Raw genomic sequence first — 19,897 nt, forward strand, 5'->3', positions numbered from 1 at the left:
CGCACCGCACGTCCAATCTCGACGTGCAACCGGCACCTAAGCTGGACAACAGGGACAGGCAGATGAAAAGAACGTTATTGCTGGCGCTCGCCGCGACGAGTGCCCTGGCCGTGGCGGCGTCCGCGCAGGAATCCACGAGCAGCCGGACCCTCGAGAAACTCGAAGGTTTCAAGTCCGCCGGCACCGCAGAGCCGCCTCCGGTGGCTCAGACAGGCCGGAGAGCCGACGCGATCGCCCGCAATCTGACAAAGATCAAACTGCCCGCAGGCTTCAAGATCTCCCTTTTTGCTATCGTCCCCGACGCCCGGCAGATGGCGATCGGCCCGAGTGCCGGGGTCATCTTCGTCGGCACCCGCAAGACCAAGGTCTATGTCGTCACCGACCGCGACAAGGATCGCGTGGCCGACGAGGTAAAGGAATTCGTACCGGGCATCGCCTTCAAGGTACCAAACGGCGTCTGCTTCTCGAAGGACGGCATTCTTTACATCGCCGAGCAAAACCGCATCTTGGGCTTCCCGGCCGCCGAATTCTTTTACGAGAATCCCGATGTCGCAGCGGCCGTGGTCGTCAAGCAGGGCGACCTGATCCCCGTCGATGAGGAGAGCTTCAACCACACGGCCCGCTATTGTCGGATCGGCCCCGACAACAAGCTCTATGTGACGCTGGGCGAGCCCTTCAACGTGCCAACCAAGGACAAGATCGACCTTTACAACAAAGTTGGCATGGCCGGGATCGTGCGGATGGACCAGACCGGCGCCAATCGCGAGATCTTTGCCAGCGGCGTGCGCAATTCAGTCGGCCTGGACTTCAGCCCTGTCGACCGGACCCTCTGGTTCACCGACAATCAGGTGGACGGCATGGGCGACGACCAACCTCCCGGCGAACTCAATCACGCGATCAGTCCCGGCCAGAATTTCGGCTTCCCCTGGTTCGGCGGCGGCACGGTGCGCACGGTGGAATACAAGGACGAGACGCCGCCGCGAGGCGTGGTCCCGCCCGTTGTCGAACTGCCGCCCCATGCAGCCGACCTCGGCATGACCTTTTATACCGCCCGGATGTTCCCGGCCAAATATCGAGGCGGCATCTTCACAGCCGAGCATGGCTCCTGGAACCGCTCGAGGCCCGTCGGTGCGCGAATCATGTTCATCCCGGTCAGGGCGGACGGCACTGCCGGCCCGGCCGAGCCCTTCGCCGAGGGCTGGCTCAGCCCCGATAATGAATATTTCGGTCGACCTGTCGACGTGGCCGTCATGCAGGATGGCTCGATGCTGGTCTCCGACGATTCGGTCGGGGCCATCTACCGGATCGACTACAGCGACGAGTAAACGCAATCATCTGGCCGTGCCCCCGGGCACGGTCGTGACCTGCCCGCAAGGAGGCAATCGCCTTGATCAAGCAGAAGCATGCTTTGGCGGCGGTTTTACTTCTATCCAGCCTCATTCCCTCGATGACGCATCCAGTTCAGGCCGAAACCGGCGACCGGGCGGCAGGACGACGAAAGGCTACGAGTTGCCAGGGCTGCCACGGCCTGGACGGCAAGAGCCAGGTGCCCGAGGCCCCCAACCTGGCGGGCCAAGTAGAGAATTACCTCGTCAAAGCCCTGAGCGAGTTCCGCGACGGAACCCGCAAGAATGATGCGATGTCCATCGTCGCCCCGTCCTTGAGCGACAAGGACATCGCCGATCTTGCGGCCTATTACAGCTCGATCGAGATCGACATCATCCCGGCTGAGCAATAGGCCATTCAGCCGCAAAAGCACCCTTAGCTGCGAAAGCGCAGAGCGACAAAACGCAGATCACCCTGCCGATCGACCAGGAGAAGAGCAGCATGCTTGCCCTCTTCCTTGGCGGCCTTGACGCGCCGGTCGAGATCGGCGCCATCGGACACTTCTTCCTGACCGACCTCGATGATGAGATCGCCGGGCTTTAGTCCTTCGCCCGCAGCCGGCCCATTATCCACTACCTCGGTAACGACCAGACCATGCGCGCTATCGGCGATCTTGAACTTCGCCTTGAGCGCGTCGGTGAGTTCGCTGACGGTCAATCCGAGATCTTCGATCGCCGACTGGGCCGATGGCGCGTCCGGCGACTGGGGCTGCGAGCCCAGATCGGCCACTTGGTCGTCATCGGGCAACTGGCCCAGCTTCACCTTGACTGTCTGCTGCGCGCCCTTATGCCAGATCAGGACATCGGCATCGCTGCCGACCGCCGTCTCGGCGACGAGGCGAGGCAGGCTACGCATCCGCGTGACGCGCTTGTGGTCGAACTCGAGGACGACGTCGCCCGCCTCTATGCCTGCCTGCTCGGCCGGCCCGCCCGGCGTCACGCTGGCGACGAGAGCGCCGTCGGCCACAGGCAAGCCCATGCCGTCCGCGATTTCCTTGGTGACGGATTGGATGCGTACGCCCAGCCATCCCCTGGCCACCCGTCCTGTTTCCATCAGGCTGGCGATGACCGGCCGGGCCAGGTTGGAGGGAATGGCAAAGCCGATGCCGACACTGCCACCCGAGGGCGAGAAGATGGCGGTGTTCACGCCGAACACCTTACCATCCAGCGTGAAGCTGGGCCCACCAGAATTACCCCGGTTGATCGCCGCGTCGACCTGGATGAAATCATCATAGGCACCAGCCCGGATGTCGCGTCCACGCGCCGAGATGATGCCTGCCGTCGTGCTGGCGCCCAGACCGAAGGGATTGCCGATCGCAATCATCCAGTCGCCGATTCGCACCTGATCGCTATCGGCCCACTCCACTGCCGGAAAGGGCTTGTCGCCCTCGATCTTGAGCAGCGCCAGATCCGTCTTCGTGTCATGTCCGATCAGTTTTGCCGTATATTCGCTGTCGTCGCTGAACGTGACCTTGATCTCATCCGCATCGGCGATGACGTGATTATTGGTGACGATATAGCCGCGCGGATCGATCACGAAGCCCGAGCCCATCGAAGCCATTCGCCGGGGCGCGTCCTGCTGCGGCCGGCGATCGAAGAAATCCTTGAAGAAGTCCTCAAACGGCGACCCGGGCGGGACCTGCGGCATCGGCATGCTCTCTTCCGGACCAGCGCCTTCTGCACCCGAGCGCATGCTCGAAATGGCGACAACCGAGGGGGCGACCTTGGTCACTAGATCGGCGAACCCGGCATTGGGGCCCGTCTGCGCTTGCGCCAGGACCGGGTTGTAGGCAGCGATGCTCGCCATCGTCGCTGGCACGAGCATGGTAGCCAAAGCCAGAGCGCGCAGCCGCCGGCCGTTGGCCCCGACGTACGATGTCGACGAACCGTCCTTCATGTCCTGGCTTCCTCATCCCATCAGCCATCATCTTCCGACGCCAGCAAGGATGCTGCAAGTGACGAGCAAACCGGCACCGCTAGCGGTGCCGCACCAACCAGACAAGGCCTACGCCGGCTACAGCGACTGCCAAGCCGGTTCCTCGGATGATCGGCGTATCCAGGGCGAGGATCGCCCGGCTCGCTCGACGCATGGCGTTCGGAAACAGGGACCAGAGGGCACCCTCGATCACCAGCACGAGCCCCATACCGACCAGGAAATCTCCCAGACCCCCACCGACCATCCTCTGCACATCACATTCCAGCTAGCCATGGACGCCCCGCGGTCGCCCCCGAGCCGAAGCCCGGGTCCTGCTGTCCTTGCCTCATCAAGGCTGCCTCGCCGGGACACCCGCCTGCGCGTTGGCACCAGCCGCGCCCTTGCCCGACGGTAAGGCCGTCGGATCGTCGAAATAACGGAAGAACTGGTTGTCCGGGGTCAGAATTATGTTGGTGGAACCGTCCGACAAGGCGGCACGATAAGCCTGCATCGAGCGATAGAACTCGAAGAAGCCGCTGTCCTTGGCATAGGCGTCGGCAAAGATCCGCACTGCCTCGGCATCACCTTCGCCACGCGTGATTGCAGCCGTTTTCTCCGCTTCCGCAATGATGACGCGCCTTTCACGATCGGCACGGCTCTTGATTCGCTGGCCCAGTTCCGCACCCTGCGCGCGTAGCTCGCGTGCCTCACGCTCACGCTCCGTCTGCATGCGGCTAAAGACGGCCTCGCTGTTCTCCTCGGGCAGATCCGCACGCTTGATGCGAACGTCCACGACCTCGACGCCAAATCGTTCGAGAGCGCGGTTGGCCTCACTCTTGATCCGATTCATGATCGCCGTCCGATCGTTCGAGAGCAACTGCGTCAAAGAGGTCTCGCCCAGCACGCTGCGGAGCGTGGAGAAGGTGATGGGCTCCAGCCGCGTCCGAAAATCGACCTCGTCGCCGGAAGCTTGGCGAAAGAGTAGCGGATTGACGATGCGATAGCGGGCAAAGGCGCTAACGACGATCCGTTTCTGATCGCCGAGCACGAGCTCGATCTGCGGCGCATCGAAATCGAGGACACGCTTGTCGTAATAAGTGACCTGCTGGATGAAGGGCAGCTTCACGTGGAGGCCGGCTTGTCGCACGACACCATTCTCAATCGGCTCGCCAAACTGGAGAACCAGCGCCTGGCGCCGCTCGTCGACCGTGTAGAGCGCTCCCCAGGCCAGGAGTACCAGGATGATGACAAGGCTGACGACGATGACCAAGGCGCGGTTCATGGCGTGTCTCCGGCCGCGCCGGGGTCGTCTAGCGTGGCGGCCCCATTCGAATCGCTGGAGGGAGCTGGGACGCGCGGCTGACCACGCTGATCCAGTCCGGGCAGTGGCAAGTAGGGAACGACGCCTTTGGCGATCTGCTTGTCGTCGAGGATCGTCTTGTTGGCGTGCGAAAGAACGTCTTCCATCGTCTCGAGATAGATCCGCTGCGCCGTGATCGCCGGCGCCTTACTGTATTCGGCCAGCACCGATTCGAAGCGCTGGGCCTCGCCGGTGGCGCGCGCCACCGCCTCCTGCCGGTAGGCCTGCGATTCCTGCAGGACGCGCTCGGCATCGCCTCGCGCGCGCGGGATCACATCGTTGGCATAGGCCTCGGCCTCGTTCTGAGCGCGCTCCCGGTCGGCTTGCGCCCGCTGCACGTCGCGGAAGGCGTCGATGACTTCCTGGGGCGGGTCGGCCTTGAGCAACTGGACCTCGTCAACCGCAATGCCCGCGCCATAATCGTTCATAAGCGACTGGAGCTGCTCGCGCGCGCGCTGCTCGATCGCGCGGCGCCCCTCCGTGGTCGCCTGGACGATCGGCGTCTGGCCGATGATCTCCCGCATCACGCTCTCGGCTGCTGCCTTAACCGTGCTGGCCGGATCACGAATGTTGAAGAGGTAATGGGCAGCATCGGAGATGCGCCAGAGGACGACGAAGTTGATGTCGATGATGTTCTCATCGCCTGTCAGCATCAGCGCCTCATCGCTCAGGTCCTGGCTGGAGCTGCGACCCGCAACCGGCTGCATGCCCTGCCTGAAGCCGATCTCGACGCGATTGACACGCGTGACCTGGGGCGTCTCGACGCTCTCGAAAGGCGCCGGCCAATGATAGTTCAGGCCCGGCGTGGCGATGCGGTTCTCCTTGCCAAAGCGCAGGACGATGCCCTGCTCCTCGGGCTCGACGCGATAGACCCCCGAGAGCAAATAGACGATGACGAGCACGCCGCCCACGAGGAGCAGGCCCCGCTTCGACTTCAGACCGCCACCGCTACCGCTACCGCCGGGCAGGAACTGGCGCATCTTGTCCCGGCTGCGGCGCAGCAATTCTTCCAGGTCGGGCGGCTGGCCGCCTTCATTATTGCCATTCGGTCGGTTGCCCCACGGGCCCTGCCCGCCTTGCCAGCCGCCACCACCTTGACTGTTCCAGGGCATCCCTGCTTCCGTGCTCCTCTGTTTAAATGTCTATTAAATCGTGCTTCGGCCGTCGATTCGGCCGCCGACGCGCGCCTGAACCAACGATTGGACAGAGAGTTCACGCGATTTCCTTGAACGGATTATCGCAGACGCCGTCACCGCCGCATCGACCTATCCAGCCGCCCGTCTTGCGCCTGATCCTCCCTGCAGCCCCCCTTATACTCACCAGCGCGCCCGTTGCAGGTAAGGCCGCCGGACTCGCTCCTTGCCACCGCCCACTCCAATCCTTCGACAACGCCGCACGGTCGGCGAGCGCCCTTGTGCGTAGCACTTAAGGTTATGCACGACTACATTGCGGAAGATTTTCAGGAGCCGCAATTATGTCCGATCCCCTGCACGATGCCGTGTTGTCGGCGCTCAAGAGCGTCCCCCACCCCCGCCTCGGCGACGATGTCGTCTCGCTGGGCCTAATATCCGGCGTCGTCGTGAAAGGCGGGAACGTCGGCTTTGCGATCGAGGTGGACCCGCGCGAGGCACCGGCCCTGGAACCGCTCCGCCGAGCCTGCGAAGCGGCGGTCAAGGCGCTACCGGGCGTCACCTCCTGCACGGCTGTCCTGACCGCCGAGCGCCCGGCCGGCAGCGCACCCGCAGCACAGCACAGCCATGCCGCGCCGAGTCAGCCCTCACCCGGCCAGCCCGCCAGCCCAGGGGCTCCGCTTGGCCTGGATGTGAAGGCGATCATCGCGGTAGCTTCCGGCAAGGGGGGCGTCGGCAAGTCGACGACCGCCATCAACCTGGCGATGGCGCTAGCTGCCGGCGGCAGGCGCGTGGGGCTGCTCGACGCCGATATTTACGGGCCATCCATCCCGCGCATGAGCGGTATGAGCGGCCGCCCCTCGACACCGGACGGCAAGCGCCTGCGTCCGATGCAGGCGCACGGCGTCAACATCATGTCGATGGGTTTCCTCGTCGACGAGGAAACGCCGATGATCTGGCGCGGTCCCATGGTGCAAAGCGCCCTGCAGCAGATGCTGGGCGACGTCGACTGGGGTCCCCTCGACGTCCTCGTCGTCGACCTACCGCCCGGCACAGGCGATGCCCAGCTGACGATGGCGCAGCGCGTCCCCCTGGCCGGAGCGGTCATCGTCTCGACGCCGCAGGACATCGCCCTCCTCGATGCGCGCAAGGCCATCAACATGTTCAGGAAGGTCAATGTACCGATCCTGGGCGTGGTCGAGAACATGAGCTATTTCTGCTGCCCGAATTGCGGCCACCGCACCGAGATCTTCGCCCATGGCGGCGCGCGCGCCTGCGCCAAGCGGTACGAGGTTCCATTCCTGGGCGAGATCCCCCTCGATCCCGTCATCCGCGAGACCTCGGACGGCGGTACGCCCATCGTCGTCAGTCAGCCCGGCAGCCCGCAGGCACTCGCCTATCTCGAGATCGGCCAGCGCGTGATCGAGGGCCTGGCTCTGGCTCCCACGCGCGCCGCTCCCACCATCAGCTACGATTAGCGCTCGATATGGCGGCAAGCCGGTCTCCCGCCGCCAAGCCTTTTGGGCGGCTTCGAGGCTGGAGCTGTGGGGATCGCGGCTCGGCGGCTCAGGAGCGTTGTTCGTAATGGGGCTTCGCTTGTGCAGCGACGTCATCGTCGCAGGCGGGGCTATTCCAAGCGCGCAACATTTTTACCACGCATTTTCGCGCTCGATTCCAACGCAACTATAATCTGTGACACAGCGAAGCGCCGTATGAGACGCTACCTTGCGGACTTGATCCTCGCACGCAGGGAGGTAAGGCATGTACGTTGCGATCGGCGTGACCATGGCCGGCATCTGGCTGCTCACCGTTGCCGCCCTAATCATCATCGACGGATAGGGATGAAGGGGCGTTCCGGCCCCTGGCGTTGGCGTCCTGATCCGATGTGAGACAACATGGAGGCAATGCGGGAATAAACCTTCTGACCGAGCCCATGGCCGCGTTATTGTGCGATGCAGCATCGCCTCAAGGTTGTCGTCATGGCCGCGAAATTCTCATCCTCCCCGCCGGTTCGCAGCTCGGTCGCCATACTGCCCGCCGCCATGGCAATCCGCTTGCTGGGGCCGGCCGACGAAGAAGCCTACGAAGCCCATCTCCGTCGGCTGTCGACGCATGACCGTTCCTTGCGCTTTTGCGGTGGCGACATTCCAGCGACGTCTCCCCTGCGCCGAGATACGGCCTGCCTCCTGATCGGCGCCTTCGTCGAGGAAACGCTGCGAGCAGTGGCAGAACTCCATCTCATTCCGGCCGCTTCCCGGCCCACTGGCGAGGCGGCATTCTCCGTCGAAGGCGGCCTTCAAGGCCGCGGCATCGGCCGGATGCTGTTCACGCGCACCCTCGAGCGGGCACGCGATCTCCGCCTTAGCCGCGTCGTGCTCATTTGCGAGGCTCGCAACGCGCCGATGATTCATCTGGCGCAGGAATTCGGCGCGCGCACATCCTACGAGGATGGCGAGGTTACCGGGACGATCGAGTTGCCAGCTCAGCCCGCTAGTGAGAACATCTTGAGAAACGTGGTGATGTCGATAGCACATCCCCGGCTGGCGCTGGCGGTATAGCCAGCTACTGGCAGGTGCCCGGCATTTCGCCTAGATTGCGGCGCTCACGCCACGAACAGCCAATCCGAGAGTTCTCATGTCGATAGCGCCTGCGGTTCTTGCCGCGAGCAAGGCCTGGCCCGTCACCGAAGCCTTGAAGGTTCAGGCACGGTTCGACAAGCGGCCTACGGCCAAAGGCTATGCGCTCTTCGAGACGGGCTATGGTCCCTCCGGCCTGCCGCATATCGGAACGTTTGGCGAAGTGTTCAGAACCAGCCTCGTTCGCCAAGCGTTCCAGCGCCTGACGGGCATGCCGACGCGACTGATCGCCTTTTCCGATGACATGGACGGCCTACGCAAAGTTCCGGACAACATCCCTAACCAGGCGATGGTCACCGGCTTTCTGGGCAAGCCACTCACGGCCATTCCCGATCCGTTCGGCACGCATGCGAGCTATGGCGCCCACATGAACGCACGGCTGCAGGCCTTCCTTGACGCCTTCGGCTTTGAGTATAGCTTCCAGAGTGGCACGGACGCCTACAAGTCCGGAGAGTTCAACGCCACCCTGCTCAAGGTGCTGGAGCGCCACGACGCCATCCGCGACGTCGTGTTGCCGACGCTCGGGCCGGAGCGCCGTGCGACCTACAGCCCGATCCTGCCCATCTCGCCCAAGACCGGCCGCGTGCTCCAGGTGCCGATCGAGGAGTGCCGCCCCGCCAGCGGCACGGTGGTCTTTCGGGACGAGGACGGCACGCTGACCGAGGTTCCGGTCACCGACGGGCACTGCAAGATGCAGTGGAAGTGCGACTGGGCGATGCGCTGGGCGGCCCTCGATGTCGACTATGAAATGTCGGGCAAGGATCTGATCGATTCGGTCAAGCTGTCATCCAAGATCACCCGCATCCTGGATGGCAATCCGCCCGAGGGTTTCAACTACGAATTATTCCTGGACGAACAGGGACAGAAAATCAGCAAGTCGAAGGGCAATGGGCTAACCATCGACGAATGGCTGCGCTATGGCACACGCGAGAGCCTTTCGCTCTTCATGTACAAGGATCCCAAGGCCGCCAAGCGGCTTTATTTCGACGTCATTCCCCGACACGTCGATGAATATGAGCAGCAGCTAGATGCGCTCACGCGCCAGGACGAGAAGCAGGCGCTCTCCAATCCAGCCTTTTGGATCCATGACGGCAATGTGCCCGACGACCGGCTGCCGACCGGCCTCTCCTTCGCCATGCTCTTGAACCTCGCCAGCGTCGTCAACGCCGATAATGGCGCCATTCTCTGGGGTTTCATCAGCCGATACGCGCCGGGCGTCGATCCCTCGACCAGCCCGAAGCTGGCCAAGCTCGTCGACGGTGCCGTCAATTATTACCAGGACTTCGTCAAGCCGGCGAAGCACTATCGGTCACCCAGCGAGCAGGAGCGCCTGGCCCTGCAGGAATTCGCGTCCTGGCTGGCGAAAGCACCTGGCGATTGCCCGGCGGAAACTCTGCAAAACGAGCTTTACGAGACCGGTAAGCGGCACGGCTTCGACAATCTGCGCGATTGGTTCAAGGCCCTCTACGAGGTGCTTTTGGGCCAAAGCGAGGGACCGCGTTTCGGCTCGTTCATCAGCGTCTATGGCATTCCCGAATCGCGCGCTTTGTTCGAAGCGGCGCTGGCCGGGAGGCTCTTGCCCTGAGCCGGAGCGGCCAAAGCGGACAAGGTCGCGGACTGCAACGCGACGGCTTGGCGCGACGTCGCTCCGGCAGCGGCCTGCCGGTCGACTCCCGGGCGCCCGCCTCCTCGGCACGACAGGTGGCCGCGGACGTGCTGGATCTCGTCCTCGATCAGCAGGCGGCAGCAGACGAGGCGTTCGACGCCCACCCGACGACGGCCAGGCTCGAGCGGCGCGACCGCGCCTTCGCCCGCCTGCTCATCTTGACCGTCTTGCGGCGACTGGGCGAAATCGACGCCGCCTTCCGCCCGCATCTGCGCTTCGCCCCCAAAGAGCGCCAGGCCATCCAGATCCTGCGACTGGGCACGGCACAGCTTTTGTTCCTGAAAACGCCGCCCCACGCGGCCGTCAACGAATCGATTCGCCTCGCCGGCAAGAGGCTTGCGCATCTCGTGCCGATGCTGAATGCCGTCCTTCGCAAGGTGGCAGCCGGCGGTCCGCCCGCCCGGAGCGAGGCGGAGGCCGCCCTCCTCGATACGCCCCCCTGGCTCTTAGAGAGCTGGAACGCCGCCTACGGGCCGGCGACGGCAGAAGCCATCGCTGCGGCTCATCTGCGCGAGGCCCCTTTGGACATCGCCGTCAGGAGCGAACCCGCGCACTGGGCGGAACTTCTCGACGGTACGATCATGCCGGGCGGCGTGATCCGCCGGCCCCACGGGGCGATCGAAGAACTGCCGGGCTTTGCAGACGGCGCCTGGTGGGTCCAGGATCTGGCAGCCAATCTCCCGGCCCGGCTCCTGGGAGACGTCAAAGGCCATGCCGTCCTCGACATTGGTGCGGCACCCGGCGGCAAGACCATGCAGCTTGCGGCCGAAGGGGCCGGTGTTACCGCGCTCGATATCTCGAACGACCGGCTGGCCCGCTTGCAGGCCAACCTCGCGCGCACGAAGCTGGAGGCCGAGATCGTCGCGGGGGACGCGCTCACATGGCGCCCGCCCCATCCCTTTCCCTTCATTCTTTTAGACGCCCCCTGCTCGGCCACCGGCACTATTCGCCGTCACCCGGACGCCATGCGCAACCGGAAACCCGACGACATTAAGCGCCAGGTCGAGAGCCAGCGGCGGATGCTCGATGCGGCGGCGGAGATGCTGGCACCAGGCGGCCGTCTCGTCTTCGCCGTGTGCTCGCTGCAAATCGAAGAGGGCGAAGCGCAGGTCCAGCCCTTTCTGGGTCGCCAAAATGGGCGCATGCGTCTCGACCCAGTTAGCCCTGAGGAGTTGCCGGGGCTCGAGATGGCGGTGAACGCCGATGGCTGCGTGCGCACCTTGCCCTCGCATCTCGATGCGGCCGGCGGGCTCGACGGATTTTTCATCGCCCGCTTTCGTCGCTCATCACATTAATCGTTCAGCTTTAGTTGGAAATGTCGATGTCTCGCAGACCAGTCCGCCGGGCACTGCTTTCAGTCTCCGACAAAGAGGGAATCTTGGCCTTCGCCCAGGCCCTGCACGCTAGAGGAGTAGAGCTCGTCTCGACGGGCGGGACAGCGAAAACGCTGGCCGGCGCCGGACTTCCCGTCCGCGAGGTGGCCGCCCTCACGGGCTTTCCCGAGATGATGGACGGGCGCGTGAAGACGCTGCATCCGATGATCCATGGGGGCCTTCTGGCCAGGCGCGACGATGCCGACCATCAGGCCGCCATGGAGGCGCATGCGATAGCCCCCATCGACCTTTTGGTCGTCAATCTCTACCCCTTCGAGGCGACGGTCGCGCGCGGTGCCGACTTCGAGGAGACGATCGAGAATATCGACATTGGCGGCCCCGCCATGTTGCGCTCGGCAGCGAAGAACCATGAGGGGGTAGCTGTTATCGTCGACCCCGACGATTATGCCCTCGTCCTAGCGGAGATCACCGAGGGCGGCACCACCGCTGAGACGCGCCGCCTACTGGCGGCCAAATGCTTTGCCCGGACAGCAGCCTACGATGCTGCCATCGCCTCCTGGTTCGCCCGCGAGCTGAAGCAGCCCTTTCCGGCACGGATGACGATCGCCGGCACCCGCCGCCAAGCGCTCCGCTACGGCGAGAACCCGCACCAGGCAGCGGCGTTCTATGTCACCGAGCCCGGCCGGCCTGGCCTGCCGACAGCAACCCAATTGCAGGGCAAGGATCTGTCCTACAATAATCTGGCCGATACAGACGCCGCCTTCGAGCTCGTCTGTGATTTCGATGAGCCGGCTGTCGCTATCATCAAGCACGCCAATCCCTGCGGCGTCGCGATCGCCGAAGATCCAGCCATGGCCTGGAAGAAGGCGCTGGCCTCCGACCCGGTCAGCGCTTTTGGCGGCATTGTGGCGATCAACCGCGAAATCAGCGCTGCCTTGGCGCAAGAGCTAACCGCGCTCTTCCTCGAAGTCGTGATCGCCCCCTCGGTCGCGGCGGCGGCGCTCCCTATCCTGGCGACGAAGAAGAATTTGCGAGTGCTGACGACAGGCGGCCTGCTGCCCAAAGACCGCAACACGCTCACCTATCGCTCGCTCGGTGGCGGCTTTCTGGCCCAGGAGGGTGACTTCGGGGAGGTTGCCGAGACCGATCGCAAATGCGTGACGCAGCGTCCGCCCTCGACCGACGAGATGCGCGACCTCGCCTTTGCCTGGAAGGTCGTCAAGCACGTCAAGTCGAATGCGATCGTCCTGGCACGTGACGGTGCCACTGTCGGCATCGGCATGGGGCAGACGAACCGGGTCGATTCGGTCTGGATTGCCGCCAAGCGCATGGCGGAAGGCCCGGGTGCGGGCCCCTGTGTCGTCGCCTCCGACGCTTTTTTCCCCTTTGCCGACGGGCTGAATGCCGCTGTTGCCGCCGGTGCCACCGCCGCCATTCAGCCTGGGGGCTCGGTGCGAGACAGCGAGGTAATCGAGGCGGCCAACGAAAAGGGCGTGGCCATGCTCTTCACCGGCATGCGACACTTCCGGCACTAGGCGGAGGGGCGCAACGACGCCTGCCCGGAGCGGCCTTGCCAGCGATCAGTGAGCAAAGATCCGCTGACGCGAGAGCCGCTCCTCGGCTGTCTGGCGAGCCTGCTCGATGGCGAGTTCGCGGCTACGCCCCGAGGAACGGGCAATGGTGGTCCCGACCCGCTGCGCCTCGATCGCGCACTCCCAATGATCCTGTACTTGGTAGGACGTGATCACGACGGGCCAGAAGGCCAGTTCGGCCTCGGTCCTCCGCCATGTACGACGGTCAATCTGTGTTAGCATCCCTAGGTCCTCCGATTCGTTCTATCGTCGACGATCCAAGTGACCGGCATCACGAGCAACGAATGTCCCCGCGTCGTGAGCGCCCTAAAGCTTAACGCAAAACTCGCCCGGCGCAGCTATTTTTCCTGTGGCGAAGTGTCCACCTTCAATCGTCGGTTCGCGCAACCGGGGGGATCTCCTTGGCATAAAGGCGAAGGTCGAACTCAAGATCGACCGCCTTGTCCGGTGTCAGATCGTGATGACCGGCGAGTAGCTTGCGCCCGGCCATGTGATCACCTGCCTGATTGATCGATTCGATGCCAAGAAGACGGCCATTGCCAAAGCAGAAGACAGAGAATTTGCGTCCCGCCGGATCCCCGCGGACCACGGCGCTGTCGTGACCGCCGGTGAGGCCGACGATCTGCAGCTTAAGGTCGCCCTGGTCGCTCCAGAACCAAGGTATACCCGCGTAGGGTGTCGGCCTGCCCATGAGCCGGGCCGCGACGTTGCGCGCCTGATCGACGGCGTTTTGCACCGATTCCAATCGTGTCGGTCCGGCGGCGAAGAAGCTCGGATAGAGACAGCAATCGCCGATCGCCGAGACATGGGGATCTTCGGTGCGCAGGAATTGGTTGACGACGATGCCATTCTCGCAGGCAAGGCCGGCCTCGGCCGCGAGTTCCTGGTTTGGCAGAACGCCGATGCCGACCAGGACCAGATCGGCTGCCAGTTGCTGGCCATCCTGGGTCACGACATGCGTAACCTGTCCCCCCACGCCGTCGAAATGCGAGATACCCGTACCCAAGACGAACCGCGTGCCCCACGCCTCGTGGGCGTCGACGAAATATTGCGAGGTGATGGGTGACAGAGCGCGGCCGAGTGGACGCGTCGTCGCCTCGACGACCGTGACGTCGATGCCGGCCGCCCGCGCCACTGCGGCGAATTCCAGGCCAATGAAGCCCGCGCCAATCACGACAGCCCGGCTTATGCCGGCCATGCTTCCCTTCAGCGACTGGGCGTCGGCCAGGGTTCGCAGGTAGAAGATGCCGTCCAGATCATGGCCGGGGACGTGGAGGGTCCTGTTGCGCGCACCCGTCGCCAGCACCAGCTCGTCATAGACCAGGGATTGGCCGTCATTGAGGACGACACGGCGGGCGGCGCGGTCAATCGCCGTTGCGCGCCTGCCCTCGATCAGCTCGATTTTCTTGTCGGCATAATAGGCGGGCGGCCGGAGACGCAACGCCTCCTCCACTGTCTTGCCCGTCAGGTAGGCCTTGGACAGCGGCGGCCGCTGGTAGGGAAATCCCGGCTCGTCGCCGATGAGGAGAAGACGGCCGTCAAACCCTTCGTCGCGCAGGGAAGCCGCCATCTGGTAGCCCCCCTGCCCCGAGCCGATGATGATGATCGTTCGCTTATCGACTGCGTCCGCCATGTAGCCGCTTGTGCCCCGGAAAAATTGAATGCCGGCGGTTCTAGATTGTTTTCTGACGCGTCGAAAGCTGCAGCCTGCGGGCGCCTCCCGCGGGCGCGGCGATCACCAGCAGGTATAACCGCCATCGGCGGCGATGATCGAGCCCGTCAGGAGGCTCGAGGCGTCGGACGCCAGGAAGAGGACAGTCGAGGCGATCTCATGCGGCTGACCCATACGGCCCATCGGGGTCATATCGAGCCAAGTCTTAAGCATCTCCTGGTTCTGGGCGCCAAACAGGGTGAGCGGCGTCTCGATATAGGTGGGGGCAACCGAATTCACGCGAACGCCGCGCGCACCCCACTCGCAGGCCAGCGACTTGGTCAGATGATGCACGGCTGCCTTGGAGGCATTGTAGAAGGATTGCGGCTGCGGCTTGTTAACGATGAAGCCGGACATGGAACCGATATTGACGACCGAACCCTTGCCAGCCGCCAGCATCAGCTTGCCGAACTCGCGGCAACAATAGAAGACGCCGTCCACGTTGACGCGAAAATGCTTGGCCCAGTGCTCGTCACTGGTGTCCTCGGCCTTGACGTCGGAAAAGGCGATGCCGGCATTGTTGACGAGGATCGACGCACCGCCATGGTCGGCCGCCACTTTCGCGGCCAGGTCCGCAACGGCTTTCGAGTCAGTGACATCGAGCTCTGCGCCATAGGCGTCGACACCGAGCGCCTTCAATTCGGCGACGGCCTTCTCAACGCGATCGGCCAGCAATTCCGCCACAACGACCTTGGCACCCGCCTCGCCCAGCGCCTGTGCGCAGGCAAAGCCGATCCCCTGGCCACCGCCGGTCACCACGGCAGTCCGGCCCTTCAGGTTGAACATCTCGAGATACATGGACATCGTCCTGCAAGTTGAAGCTCTAAGCTATTTCACCGCGCCAAAGGTCAGGCCACGGACGAGCTGACGCTGTGAGAGCCAGCCGATAATGAGAATGGGCGCGATCGCCATTGTCGAGGCGGCCGACAATTTAGCCCAGAACAGACCCTGCGGCGCAGAGAACGATGCGATAAAGGCCGGCAGCGGTGCTGCGTTGGAGGCCGAAAGATTGAGGCTCCAAAAGGCCTCGTTCCAGGAAAGGATGATGGACAGGAGCCCGGTCGAGGCAATGCCCGGCATGACGAGCGGCAGGAGGACCACGCTGATCACCTGCCAGGTCGAGGCGCCATCGATACGGCTAGCCTCAATGATGTCCTTGGGCACCTCCTTGAAGAAGGTATAGAGCATCCAGACCGCGATCGGCAGGTTCATCAGCGTGTAGAGCACGATCAGGATCGTGCGCGTGTCGAGGAGGCCAATCTGCTTGCCGATCAGATAGATCGGCACGAGGACGCCCACCGGCGGCAGCATCTTGGTCGAGAGCATCCAAAGCAGCGTACCCCGCGTGCGCGGACCGGGATAGAAGGCCATCGCAAAGGCGCAAGGCACGGCCAGCGCCAGGCATAAGATCGTCGAGCCCAGCGAGATGACGACGCTGTTCATGACGAACTTCAGATAGTCCGCTTGCGCATTGACGGCAGCATAGTTCTCGAGAGTCGGCGTGTAGACGAACAGCGGTGGAGTGGCGATCGCATCCACCTCCGTCTTGAAGCTGGCCATCACCATCCAGATGATCGGAAAAAACATCAGCAGGGCGACGATCCAGGCGACGGCCCCGATCGCAAGCTGCTTGCCGATAGGCGTGGCAGGACCTGTTTGAGCGGCCATCAGTCAAGATTCCTTGCAACCGTACGAACGAGGAAGGCAGCCACGATATTCGCCAGGATGATAGCGATGACGCCTGCCGCCGATGCACCCCCGACATTGAAGGCGAGGAGTGCGCGCTGATAGATCAGGAAGGCTAGGTTAGTCGTCGCCAGGCCGGGCCCGCCTGAGGTCGTCACGTAGATCTCGGCGAAGACGCTCAAAAGAAAGATCGTCTCGATCATGATGACGACGCTGGTGGCGCGCTTCAAATGCGGGACGATGATGTAGAAGAAGACGGCAAACGGTCCCGCCCCGTCCAGCTTGGCGGCCTCAAGTTGCTCCTCGTCCAGCGACTGCATGGCGGTAAGCAGGATGAGGAAGGCAAAGGGTAACCACTGCCAACTGACGATGATGATCACAGAGGTCAGCGGCAGGGAGCCGAACCAGTCGATAGCCTGCAGTCCGACGCTGCGCATCAAGAAAGCAAACAGCCCGTTGACCGGATTCATCAACAGATTCTTCCAGATCAACGCCGCCACTGTTGGCATGACGAAGAAGGGCGAGATCACGAGGACGCGGGCAACACCGCGCCCCGGAAATTGGGCATTGAAGAGAACGGCAAACAGCGTGCCCAGAACGACAGTGACGATCAGCACCGACGCGACAAGAGCCACTGTCGTCCAAAGTGCGGTATAGAGGGCCGGATCGCGCAGGAGATAAACGTAATTGCTAAAACCCGCGAAGCCCTTGATCATGGGGTTGAGCAAATTGTAGCGCTGGAAGCTGAACCAGAGCGTCAAGGCCAGCGGCACGACCATCCAGATCAGCAGCAGGCCTACCGAGGGCGCGATCATCGGGAACGTCCAGATGCCGCCGCCGACACCACGATCGGGTGCGGCCGTTCCCCCAGCTTTCTTGTTCATTTTAATCCCATCGCGCGAGAATGACCGTTCGATTGGCCGTTACCTCGGCCCATCGCCGCAGTTGGCGGCAGAAGCGCTGAACGAGAAGCTTCTGCCGCCTCAAACCTCGATTCCGGCCCGACTAGAGGTAGCCGGCCTGCTGCATCGTCGACAGCGCGGTCGCCTGCGACTGCTGTAAGGCAGCGTCGATCGACATCTGTCCTGTCAGAGCTCCCGCCACATTCTGACCGACCTGAGTGCCCAGCGCCTGGAACTCCGGAATCGCCACATACTGGATGCCTGTGTACGGGACAGGATCCTTGGTCGGATGCTTGAGGTCAGCAGAGATGATTGCCTGCTGGACGATCGGCGCGAAGGGGGCCGCCTTCATGTAGTCGGCAATAGCATAGGTGGACTTACGCGTGCCGGGCGGCAGAGTAGGCCAGCCGTCCGTCTTTCCGACGAGCTGGACGTAATCCTTGCTGGTCGCCCAGGCCAGAAACTGCTTGGCCACGGCAGCCTTGGTCGAACTCTTGGGAATTGCAAGGTTCCAGGACCAGAACCAGGCCGTACCCGTATCGACGCTGCCTTTGGGCGCTGCGGCGAACGCCGTCTTATCGGCGACCTTACTGTTGGACGCGTCGAAGATATAGCCGGCACCAGAAGTGGCATCGACCCACATAGCGCACTTGCCGCTGGCAAACAGTGCCTGGTTCTCATTGAACCCGTTAGAGCTGGCGCCGGGCGGCCCATATTTGGTCAGGAGATTGACGTAGAGCGTCAAGGCCTCCTTCCAGGCTGGCTGATCCAGCTGTGGCTGCCAGCTCTCATCGAACCAGCGGCCACCGGAAGCGTTCACCAGCGTGTCAAAGAACGCCATGTTCTCGCCCCAGCCCGGCTTGCCACGCAGGCAGATGCCGTATTGCTCCTTGCTCTTGTCGGTGAGCTTGGCCGCAAAGCTCTCGATGTCCTTGTAGGTCGGTTTCTCGGGCATGGTCAGCCCTGCAGCCTTGAACAGGTCCTTACGGTAGTAGGTGAAGGAGCTCTCCGCATAAAACGGCACGGCGTACATCTTGCCCTCGACGGAGACGGCATCCTTCACCGAAGGAAAGAGGTCGTCATAGTCATAGGCATCACCCAGATCGTCGACTTCCGTGAGCCAGCCCTGCTTGCCCCAGATGGGGGCCTCGTAAGAACCGATCGTCAGCACGTCGAACTGGCCGCCATTCGTCGCGATGTCCGTAGTGACGCGCTGGCGCAGCACGTTCTCTTCGAGGACGACCCAGTTGATTTTGTTGCCGGTGGCCTTTTCCCAGTTGGGCGCGAGACGCTGCATCGCCACCATCTGCGAGTTGTTGACGGTAGCGATGGTGATAGTCTCAGCACTGGCTGCATTGAGATTGGCCGCCGCCGCGATGGCAAGGGCGCCTAGCCCCACAAAGGACGCGAGGCTTCGTCTGCGCATGTGCCAAACTCCCTGTCTTGGTGGCGGCGCCGCACGCCTGCCTGTTATGAGCGTATGCCCTGATGGTGGGCATATGATCGGTAGTGGAAACCTGTGTCAAGATAGCACAGCCTAGCCGGATGTGATTACGCTTCCGTCAAGAGCGCGGCTGCCGTCAATTCATCAGTGATCAGAGCATTGACCAGCCGCCCTCTCAAGGCACCCCTGATAGCTGGCACCTTCTCGATGCCGCCGGCCATTCCCATGATCGTGCGCCCGGGCAGCGGGTCCGGCCCCAGTGCCGTCATACGCTCGCTGACGCCGTTCTCGATCAGGACGCCCTGTGCGTCGAAGGGCCAGCTGGCGAGTTCTCCCACAGCACCGGCAGTCAAAAGCTGGTGCAATTCGGCTTCGACGAGGAATCCGTCCTTGTGGAGAGGCGCGCCCCAACCCACCGTGCCGATGCCCAGGACAAAAAGCCCGGCCGTCTGAGCCAGTTGACGCAAACGCTGAAAAGGCCGCTGATCCTGAAGCAGGATGCGCTCCTCCACCGTGCTGGCCACAACCGGCAAGGGCATGGGAAAGCACTCGCCGCCGGTAAGATCCGCAAAACGCAGGACGACCTCGAAGGGGCTCGCCCGCCCATCGCGCGACATCGTTCCGCAGAGCGAGAAGATCCGGTGCTGGGTCGCCTCAACGGGCGACGTCTCGGCTGCAACAGCCCTCAGGGTTCGGCCGGTGGAAAAGCCAATCGTCGCGCCACGCGGGCGGGCGAACCAACGCTCTAAATAAGTAGCCCCCGCAATGGCGATGCCGCGCACCGGATTGATCCCGGCCGCACTGCAAGGCACCACCTCGCACTCGACGAGCCCATAGCGATCGATCAGCCGTGCTGCCTGCTCGAGGCAACTGGCGATTGGGTGGTCGATGCGAAACTTGATCAGCTTTTCGCTCACCGCCCGCGACACGAGGCGCTGGACGACCTGACGCGAGACGCCGAGCTCGGCCGCGATCTCATCCTGGGTCCGCCCACCGACATAATAAAGCCAGGCCGCCCGCGCCGATTGTTCGAGTCTGAGCGCCTGTTGCCTCTGCCGCCCGGTCTCCGCGTCCAGGCCCAGCGCCATGCTATTATCCCTGATCTGCATATTCGCTCATACAACGGGCATATGCTC

18 protein-coding genes are annotated in these 19,897 nt (G+C 63.3%); 7 read left to right on the forward strand and 11 right to left on the reverse strand.

From position 1 onward, the window contains the following. The first annotated feature begins 62 nt into the window (after positions 1-62). Together CFB17_RS07235 and CFB17_RS07240 are read left to right on the forward strand one after the other, a co-directional pair. Positions 63-1,325, forward strand: a complete 1,263-nt coding sequence (locus tag CFB17_RS07235; RefSeq protein WP_088560737.1) for a PQQ-dependent sugar dehydrogenase — start codon at positions 63-65, stop codon at positions 1,323-1,325. A 122-nt stretch (positions 1,326-1,447) separates the two neighbouring features. Continuing rightward, a complete protein-coding gene (locus CFB17_RS07240) occupies positions 1,448-1,738 on the forward strand; it encodes a c-type cytochrome (RefSeq protein ID WP_088560945.1) in 291 nt (96 codons plus the stop codon). A gap of 23 nt (positions 1,739-1,761) precedes the next feature. Here CFB17_RS07240 and CFB17_RS07245 read toward each other — a convergent pair whose 3' ends face one another. The 4 genes from CFB17_RS07245 to hflK form a co-directional block, all read right to left on the reverse strand. Continuing rightward, positions 1,762-3,282 (reverse strand): Do family serine endopeptidase, encoded by a 1,521-nt coding sequence (locus CFB17_RS07245; RefSeq protein WP_088560738.1) that lies wholly within the window; start codon positions 3,280-3,282, stop codon positions 1,762-1,764. A gap of 79 nt (positions 3,283-3,361) precedes the next feature. Further along, entirely contained in the window at positions 3,362-3,565 is a 204-nt protein-coding gene (locus tag CFB17_RS07250; RefSeq protein WP_088560739.1) for a DUF2065 domain-containing protein, read from the reverse strand. Positions 3,566-3,649: 84 nt separating this feature from the next. After that, positions 3,650-4,582 carry a protease modulator HflC gene (gene hflC, locus CFB17_RS07255; RefSeq protein WP_088560740.1) on the reverse strand — a complete coding sequence of 311 codons (933 nt, stop codon included), beginning with the start codon at positions 4,580-4,582 and terminating at the stop codon, positions 3,650-3,652. Then, on the reverse strand, positions 4,579-5,772 hold the full coding sequence (gene hflK / locus CFB17_RS07260) for an FtsH protease activity modulator HflK (RefSeq protein ID WP_088560741.1): 1,194 nt from the start codon (positions 5,770-5,772) through the stop codon (positions 4,579-4,581). Before hflK ends, hflC begins: the two co-directional genes overlap by 4 nt. 362 nt (positions 5,773-6,134) lie before the next feature. Here hflK and CFB17_RS07265 point away from each other — a divergent pair, with 362 nt between their 5' ends. The 5 genes from CFB17_RS07265 to purH all read left to right on the forward strand — a co-directional run bounded on the left by CFB17_RS07265 (position 6,135) and on the right by purH (position 12,961). Further along, positions 6,135-7,268 carry an Mrp/NBP35 family ATP-binding protein gene (locus CFB17_RS07265; RefSeq protein WP_088560742.1) on the forward strand — a complete coding sequence of 378 codons (1,134 nt, stop codon included), beginning with the start codon at positions 6,135-6,137 and terminating at the stop codon, positions 7,266-7,268. Between the two features lie 501 nt (positions 7,269-7,769). After that, positions 7,770-8,348 carry a GNAT family N-acetyltransferase gene (locus tag CFB17_RS07270; RefSeq protein WP_088560946.1) on the forward strand — a complete coding sequence of 193 codons (579 nt, stop codon included), beginning with the start codon at positions 7,770-7,772 and terminating at the stop codon, positions 8,346-8,348. Positions 8,349-8,424: 76 nt separating this feature from the next. Then, positions 8,425-10,011, forward strand: coding sequence for a lysine--tRNA ligase (locus tag CFB17_RS07275; RefSeq protein WP_088560743.1), 1,587 nt, complete (start codon positions 8,425-8,427; stop codon positions 10,009-10,011). 47 nt (positions 10,012-10,058) lie between these two features. Then, positions 10,059-11,387 carry an RsmB/NOP family class I SAM-dependent RNA methyltransferase gene (locus tag CFB17_RS07280; RefSeq protein WP_243389784.1) on the forward strand — a complete coding sequence of 443 codons (1,329 nt, stop codon included), beginning with the start codon at positions 10,059-10,061 and terminating at the stop codon, positions 11,385-11,387. A 26-nt stretch (positions 11,388-11,413) separates the two neighbouring features. After that, on the forward strand, positions 11,414-12,961 hold the full coding sequence (gene purH, locus CFB17_RS07285; protein ID WP_088560950.1) for a bifunctional phosphoribosylaminoimidazolecarboxamide formyltransferase/IMP cyclohydrolase: 1,548 nt from the start codon (positions 11,414-11,416) through the stop codon (positions 12,959-12,961). 45 nt (positions 12,962-13,006) lie between these two features. On the opposite strand, the gene CFB17_RS07290 is transcribed toward purH, so the two are convergent. From CFB17_RS07290 to CFB17_RS07320, 7 genes are all read right to left on the reverse strand, one after another. Beyond that, entirely contained in the window at positions 13,007-13,240 is a 234-nt protein-coding gene (locus CFB17_RS07290; RefSeq protein ID WP_088560744.1) for a hypothetical protein, read from the reverse strand. A gap of 145 nt (positions 13,241-13,385) precedes the next feature. Then, complete coding sequence (locus CFB17_RS07295) at positions 13,386-14,651, reverse strand: NAD(P)/FAD-dependent oxidoreductase (protein ID WP_088560745.1); 1,266 nt, start codon at positions 14,649-14,651, stop codon at positions 13,386-13,388. A 102-nt stretch (positions 14,652-14,753) separates the two neighbouring features. Then, positions 14,754-15,527 carry an SDR family NAD(P)-dependent oxidoreductase gene (locus CFB17_RS07300; protein WP_088560746.1) on the reverse strand — a complete coding sequence of 258 codons (774 nt, stop codon included), beginning with the start codon at positions 15,525-15,527 and terminating at the stop codon, positions 14,754-14,756. A gap of 30 nt (positions 15,528-15,557) precedes the next feature. Continuing rightward, entirely contained in the window at positions 15,558-16,397 is an 840-nt protein-coding gene (locus CFB17_RS07305; RefSeq protein ID WP_088560747.1) for a carbohydrate ABC transporter permease, read from the reverse strand. Continuing rightward, complete coding sequence (locus CFB17_RS07310; protein ID WP_088560748.1) at positions 16,397-17,299, reverse strand: carbohydrate ABC transporter permease; 903 nt, start codon at positions 17,297-17,299, stop codon at positions 16,397-16,399. Before CFB17_RS07310 ends, CFB17_RS07305 begins: the two co-directional genes overlap by 1 nt. 121 nt (positions 17,300-17,420) lie before the next feature. Then, positions 17,421-18,743, reverse strand: a complete 1,323-nt coding sequence (locus tag CFB17_RS07315; RefSeq protein ID WP_088560749.1) for an ABC transporter substrate-binding protein — start codon at positions 18,741-18,743, stop codon at positions 17,421-17,423. A 125-nt stretch (positions 18,744-18,868) separates the two neighbouring features. Then, positions 18,869-19,849, reverse strand: coding sequence for a sugar-binding transcriptional regulator (locus CFB17_RS07320; RefSeq protein WP_165769477.1), 981 nt, complete (start codon positions 19,847-19,849; stop codon positions 18,869-18,871). Positions 19,850-19,897: the final 48 nt, after the last annotated feature.

This window comes from Arboricoccus pini (assembly GCF_900187945.1).
GTDB classification, from domain to species: Bacteria; Pseudomonadota; Alphaproteobacteria; order Geminicoccales; family Geminicoccaceae; genus Arboricoccus; species Arboricoccus pini.

Bases quoted from the DNA above. Each gene is read 5' to 3' on its own strand.
- CFB17_RS07235 (WP_088560737.1), top strand. From the start codon at position 63: ATGAAAAGAACGTTATTGCTGGCGCTCGCCGCGACGAGTGCCCTGGCC.
- CFB17_RS07240 (WP_088560945.1), top strand. From the start codon at position 1,448: ATGACGCATCCAGTTCAGGCCGAAACCGGCGACCGGGCGGCAGGACGA.
- CFB17_RS07245 (WP_088560738.1), bottom strand. From the start codon at position 3,282: ATGAAGGACGGTTCGTCGACATCGTACGTCGGGGCCAACGGCCGGCGG.
- CFB17_RS07250 (WP_088560739.1), bottom strand. From the start codon at position 3,565: ATGGTCGGTGGGGGTCTGGGAGATTTCCTGGTCGGTATGGGGCTCGTG.
- hflC (WP_088560740.1), bottom strand. From the start codon at position 4,582: ATGAACCGCGCCTTGGTCATCGTCGTCAGCCTTGTCATCATCCTGGTA.
- hflK (WP_088560741.1), bottom strand. From the start codon at position 5,772: ATGCCCTGGAACAGTCAAGGTGGTGGCGGCTGGCAAGGCGGGCAGGGC.
- CFB17_RS07265 (WP_088560742.1), top strand. From the start codon at position 6,135: ATGTCCGATCCCCTGCACGATGCCGTGTTGTCGGCGCTCAAGAGCGTC.
- CFB17_RS07270 (WP_088560946.1), top strand. From the start codon at position 7,770: ATGGCCGCGAAATTCTCATCCTCCCCGCCGGTTCGCAGCTCGGTCGCC.
- CFB17_RS07275 (WP_088560743.1), top strand. From the start codon at position 8,425: ATGTCGATAGCGCCTGCGGTTCTTGCCGCGAGCAAGGCCTGGCCCGTC.
- purH (WP_088560950.1), top strand. From the start codon at position 11,414: ATGTCTCGCAGACCAGTCCGCCGGGCACTGCTTTCAGTCTCCGACAAA.
- CFB17_RS07290 (WP_088560744.1), bottom strand. From the start codon at position 13,240: ATGCTAACACAGATTGACCGTCGTACATGGCGGAGGACCGAGGCCGAA.
- CFB17_RS07295 (WP_088560745.1), bottom strand. From the start codon at position 14,651: ATGGCGGACGCAGTCGATAAGCGAACGATCATCATCATCGGCTCGGGG.
- CFB17_RS07300 (WP_088560746.1), bottom strand. From the start codon at position 15,527: ATGTATCTCGAGATGTTCAACCTGAAGGGCCGGACTGCCGTGGTGACC.
- CFB17_RS07305 (WP_088560747.1), bottom strand. From the start codon at position 16,397: ATGGCCGCTCAAACAGGTCCTGCCACGCCTATCGGCAAGCAGCTTGCG.
- CFB17_RS07310 (WP_088560748.1), bottom strand. From the start codon at position 17,299: ATGAACAAGAAAGCTGGGGGAACGGCCGCACCCGATCGTGGTGTCGGC.
- CFB17_RS07315 (WP_088560749.1), bottom strand. From the start codon at position 18,743: ATGCGCAGACGAAGCCTCGCGTCCTTTGTGGGGCTAGGCGCCCTTGCC.
- CFB17_RS07320 (WP_165769477.1), bottom strand. From the start codon at position 19,849: ATGGCGCTGGGCCTGGACGCGGAGACCGGGCGGCAGAGGCAACAGGCG.